The 4,242-nt window shown below is 63.3% G+C and carries 5 protein-coding genes and 1 pseudogene; 5 read left to right on the top strand and 1 reads right to left on the bottom strand.

Annotation, left to right across the window (positions count from 1 at the left end; translation table 11 throughout):
* A pseudogene (cca, locus tag VL598_RS04755) lies at window positions 1-175 on the top strand (multifunctional CCA tRNA nucleotidyl transferase/2'3'-cyclic phosphodiesterase/2'nucleotidase/phosphatase); the annotation flags it as partial.
* Here the strand turns inward: cca and VL598_RS04750 are convergent.
* Window positions 172-1,389 (bottom strand): class I SAM-dependent methyltransferase, encoded by a 1,218-nt coding sequence (locus VL598_RS04750; protein ID WP_325325544.1) that lies wholly within the window; start codon window positions 1,387-1,389, stop codon window positions 172-174. The pseudogene cca and the gene VL598_RS04750 sit on opposite strands and share 4 nt — an antisense overlap.
* Window positions 1,390-1,402: 13 nt before the next feature.
* On the opposite strand from VL598_RS04750, the gene VL598_RS04745 reads away from it, so the two are divergent.
* From VL598_RS04745 to VL598_RS04730, 4 genes are all read left to right on the top strand, one after another.
* Window positions 1,403-2,236, top strand: a complete 834-nt coding sequence (locus VL598_RS04745) for an SDR family oxidoreductase (protein WP_325325543.1) — start codon at window positions 1,403-1,405, stop codon at window positions 2,234-2,236.
* A 244-nt stretch (window positions 2,237-2,480) separates the two neighbouring features.
* On the top strand, window positions 2,481-2,882 hold the full coding sequence (locus VL598_RS04740; RefSeq protein ID WP_325325542.1) for a dihydroneopterin aldolase: 402 nt from the start codon (window positions 2,481-2,483) through the stop codon (window positions 2,880-2,882).
* On the top strand, window positions 2,879-3,934 hold the full coding sequence (ttcA, locus tag VL598_RS04735) for a tRNA 2-thiocytidine(32) synthetase TtcA (protein ID WP_325325541.1): 1,056 nt from the start codon (window positions 2,879-2,881) through the stop codon (window positions 3,932-3,934). The genes VL598_RS04740 and ttcA overlap by 4 nt, the downstream gene beginning before the upstream one ends.
* Window positions 3,935-4,129: 195 nt before the next feature.
* A partial coding sequence (locus VL598_RS04730) for an NTP transferase domain-containing protein (protein WP_325325545.1) occupies window positions 4,130-4,242 on the top strand: 113 nt, incomplete at its 3' end.

The following is a 4,242-nucleotide window of genomic DNA, read 5'->3' as shown; positions in this document are numbered from 1 at the left end:
GACACGCGAGTACCCGCAAGCCGAGCGGCTGCGCGTGGCGCTCACCGCGGCGCGCGCCGTCGATGCCGGGGCTATCGCGCAAGGATTCGCCGGCGAAGCGGCGAAGATCAAGGATGCGGTGCATCGGGCGCGCGTGGAGGCCGTCGAAGCAGTGCTCGAAAAGGCAAACCCCTAAAGCGTGTGCGACCGATCACCGCGCCCGAATGCATCGAGCGCACCATCGATGCCGCGCGAGAAGGCGATCACCTTGAACAGTTCGCCCATCTCCGCTTCGGACAGCAGCTTCTGCACGGCGTTGGCAACCGGAAGAAAGCGTACCGCGTCGGTGGGGTCGAGCTCGCCCAGCGCATCGGTGATGCCGGCATTCATGAGAAACCGTGCTTGCGACGTAAAGCCCTGCAAGTCCGCGCCGGTTTCCACCCCCGCCTCGGCGATGCGTGTGAATTCGACATGCGCTGTGATGTCCTGCAGCCCCGGATGAAAGAACGGGTCGCCGTGCGCGCGGTGCCGGTAGTGGCACATCAACGTGCCCCCTGTGCGCTGCGGGTGGTAGTACTCACTGCGCGGAAAGCCGTAATCGACAAACAATGCCGCACCGCGCCCAAGCATCGTGCAAACGGTGCGTGTGAAGCCAGCCGCGGCCGCATGCGATTCCGTCACATAGTCGATGTCCACGCCGATTTCGGCATCGATCGCTGAAAGCAACGCCGAATCGTCATCGGAAAGCGTGAGCCCACGCTCACCCGGGCGCCGATCCTCGAAAACCAGCGCATCGTCGCGCGTGGCCACTCCGCGCTCATGCCAGATGCCGCCCATACGGGCAAAGAGTTTGACCGGCATCGCATCGAGCACCTCGTTGCCGAGCGCCACGCCTTCGAAGCGCTCGGGCAGCGCATCGAGCCAGCGCACGCGCGAGGAAAGCGGCCCGGCGAGCGCTTCAATCGTCTCGCGCTGCCGTGCCCTCAATTCGCCGGATAGCTCGACAATCGAATAACTGTCGAACCCGACGCCCAGCGCCTCGAGCGCTACGATGAGGCCTGCGGCGAGGCGCCCCGTGCCTGCGCCGAATTCCATCAAATGCCGCGTGCCGCTCGCTTCGAGCGCCTGTGCGACGGGCTGCGCCAGCGTTCGCGCGAAAAGCGGCGAGAGCTCGGGTGCCGTGACGAAGTCGCTGCCGTCCTTGGCGAGACGGCCGAATTTGCGGGCGCCCCCGCTGTAATAGCCCAATTGCGGGCAATAGAGCACGCGTTCCATGTAGCGGTCAAACGGCAGCCAACCGCCGGCCGCGGCGATTTCGTCGCGGATCAGCGCGACGAGCGCCATAGACGCCGCGCGTGCGTCGGCGTCGGGAACGGGTAAACTATCGGGTTCGTGAGTGTTCCGATTCATCCCGCAATTGTAAATGACCGCTTTTCCCGAATCCCGCGCTGCTGCTGACGCCGAATTGACGCGTGCCGCGCCGGCTGCGCGCGTCGTTCTTGTGACGGGCGGCGCCCGGCGGATCGGGCGCGCGCTGGCGCTCGGCTTCGCCTCGAACGGGTGGGACGTCGCGGTGCATTACGGCGCCTCGCGGGCTGAGGCGAAAGCGACCGTCGCCGAGATCGAGGCGCTGGGCCGTCGCGGGGTCGCCCTCCATGCCGATCTCGCCGTCGAGACGGCGGTCGAGGGACTGGTGCCGGCTTGCACCGCTGCGCTCGGGCGGCCCGTGTGCATCGTCAACAATGCGTCGCTCTTCGAGGAAGACACGGCGCTCGATGTCGGCTACACGATGCTGAGCGGGCTCATGTCGGTCAACTTGGGTGCGCCGCTTGTGCTCGCGCGCAAGCTTTACGAGGCCACGCCGGAAGCGGCGCGCGAAGACGAGACGTTGCGTGCGGTCGTGATCAACGTGCTCGATCAAAAGCTGTACAACTTGAACCCGGATTACCTGTCGTACACGCTGTCGAAAGCCGCGTTGCAGACGGCGACTGTGACGCTCGCGCAGGCGTTGGCGCCAAAAGTGCGCGTCGTCGGGCTCGCTCTGGGGCTGACGCTGCGCTCGGGGGATCAAACGTCCGAGAGCTTCGCCGCCGCGCATCGCGTGACGCCGCTTAAGCGAGCGTCGCGGGTGGAGGATGTGGTGGCTGCGGCTTGCTATCTTGCCGACGCGCGGGGCGTGACGGGTTCGACACTGATCGTGGATGGCGGCCAGCACCTCGTGCCACTGCCGCGTGATGTGATGTTCTTGACGCAGTAATGGACGATGCGCGAACGGGGCGACGCCTCGTTGGCCCATCTTCGTTGGCCTTCAGCGGGCGCAGGATGCACGCGAAGCGATGGTGATGCTGAAGCGACCTTGAAGTGACCTTTGAACCGACTGCGCCGGCGCGAGCCGCGTTTTTGCGCGATATGAGCCCGCTGGAACCGGCGGGTTGAACAGGCGGGTTATATGCGCGATAAGCACGCGATAAACACGCCGAGCATTTTTGATTGGAAGAAACATGGTTGCCGCTCTCCTCGATCCCCGGCTCGCTGATTGCCGCAGGCTTTTCCTGCGCAACTACGAGATCTACATCAACATCGGCGTGCACGATTTCGAGAAGCGCGGTGAGCAGCGCGTCGTCATCAACGTCGAGCTGTTTGTGCCGCTCAAAGTGACGACACCCGTCGAAGACAAGCTGCATGAAGTCGTCGATTACGACTTCATGCGCGCGACGATCGCCCGGCGCGTTGGCAAAGGGCACATCCATCTGCAAGAGACGCTTTGCGACGATGTGGCGAACGCGATGCTCGAGCACCCGAACGTGCGCGCTGTGTGCGTGTCGACCGAGAAGCCCGATGTCTACCCGGACTGCGATGCGGTGGGTGTCGAAATCTTTCGCTTGAAAGAGGTATCAGCATGAACGCGCCCGAGATGGCCGCAGCAGAAGGGGCAACTGACGAACGCGCAACGCACGCTGAGCCAGCGGCCGATGCATCTGGCGATTCGCCGGCACGCCCCGTGCTGACGCGTCGCGAGCAAAAGGCCGCGTACGAGAACAACAAGCTCTTCAAGCGGCTTGCGCGCCAAGTCGGCCAGGCGATCGGTGATTTCAACATGATCGAGCAGGGCGACAAGGTGATGGTCTGCATGTCGGGAGGCAAGGATAGCTATGCGCTACTCGACATTCTGCTGCGCTTGCGCGAACGCGCGCCGATCGAGTTCGACATCGTGGCGGTCAACCTCGACCAGAAGCAGCCTGGGTTCCCCGAACACGTGCTGCCGGAGTATCTGACGAGCCTCGACGTGCCGTTTCATATCGAGAATCAGGACACGTACAGCATCGTGAAGCGGCTCGTGCCCGAGGGCAAGACGACGTGCTCGCTTTGCTCGCGGCTGCGACGCGGCATTCTTTATCGCGTCGCGGGTGAACTGGGGGCGACGAAGATCGCACTGGGGCACCATCGCGACGACATTTTGCAGACCCTCCTGTTGAACCTGTTCTACGGTGGCAAGCTGAAGGGCATGCCGCCGAAGCTGCAATCGGACGATGGCAAGAATGTCGTGATCCGGCCGCTCGCGTACGTGAAGGAAACCGACCTCGAAAAGTACGCCGAGTTGCGCGAGTTCCCGATCATTCCCTGCAACCTGTGCGGCAGTCAGCCCAACCTCAAACGCGCTGAAATGAAGGCGTTGATCCGTGATTGGGACAAGCGTTTTCCGGGGCGCGTCGACAACATGTTCAGCGCACTCTCGAACGTGGTGCCATCGCACTTGATGGATGCGAATCTCTTCCCGTTCGCCGGTTTGAGAGCGACGGGCACGGCCGATCCGCTGGGCGATGTCGCCTTCGACGATGAGCCATGCTCGCCGAATTCGAGCACAGCGGATTCGCTGGATTCGGCAAACCCGGGAGAGCGCCGCGAAGCGACACTCACACAGCGCATTTCATTTGCGCAGTTCGACGATCTTTGAGCCGCCACCTAAATCAACGGCCTTGGCCGTTGGCGCGCGCGGCCAACGGCATAAAGACTTAACGGCCGCCCGCTCTCGGCGACCCGGACGGTTTCGAACGGCTCGGTAGCCCTTAGCCAGTGCGGCCTTTCTGACATTGGCCTGAGAGGGGCGATGATAGAATTTGTTCTCACGTCCTACTTTTCCGCCGACGCAATGAACATCGTTATTTTGGCTGCAGGCGCGGGCAAACGCATGCGTTCGGCGTTGCCGAAAGTGCTCCATCCTCTGGCTGGCCGGCCGCTTCTTTCGCACGTCATCGATACGGC

Origin of the sequence: Trinickia sp. (genome assembly GCF_035492435.1) — a bacterium.
Classification (GTDB): Bacteria; Pseudomonadota; Gammaproteobacteria; order Burkholderiales; family Burkholderiaceae; genus Trinickia.
Note: the sequence above shows the minus strand (reverse complement) of the source record. Positions and strands in the feature narration are given on the sequence as shown.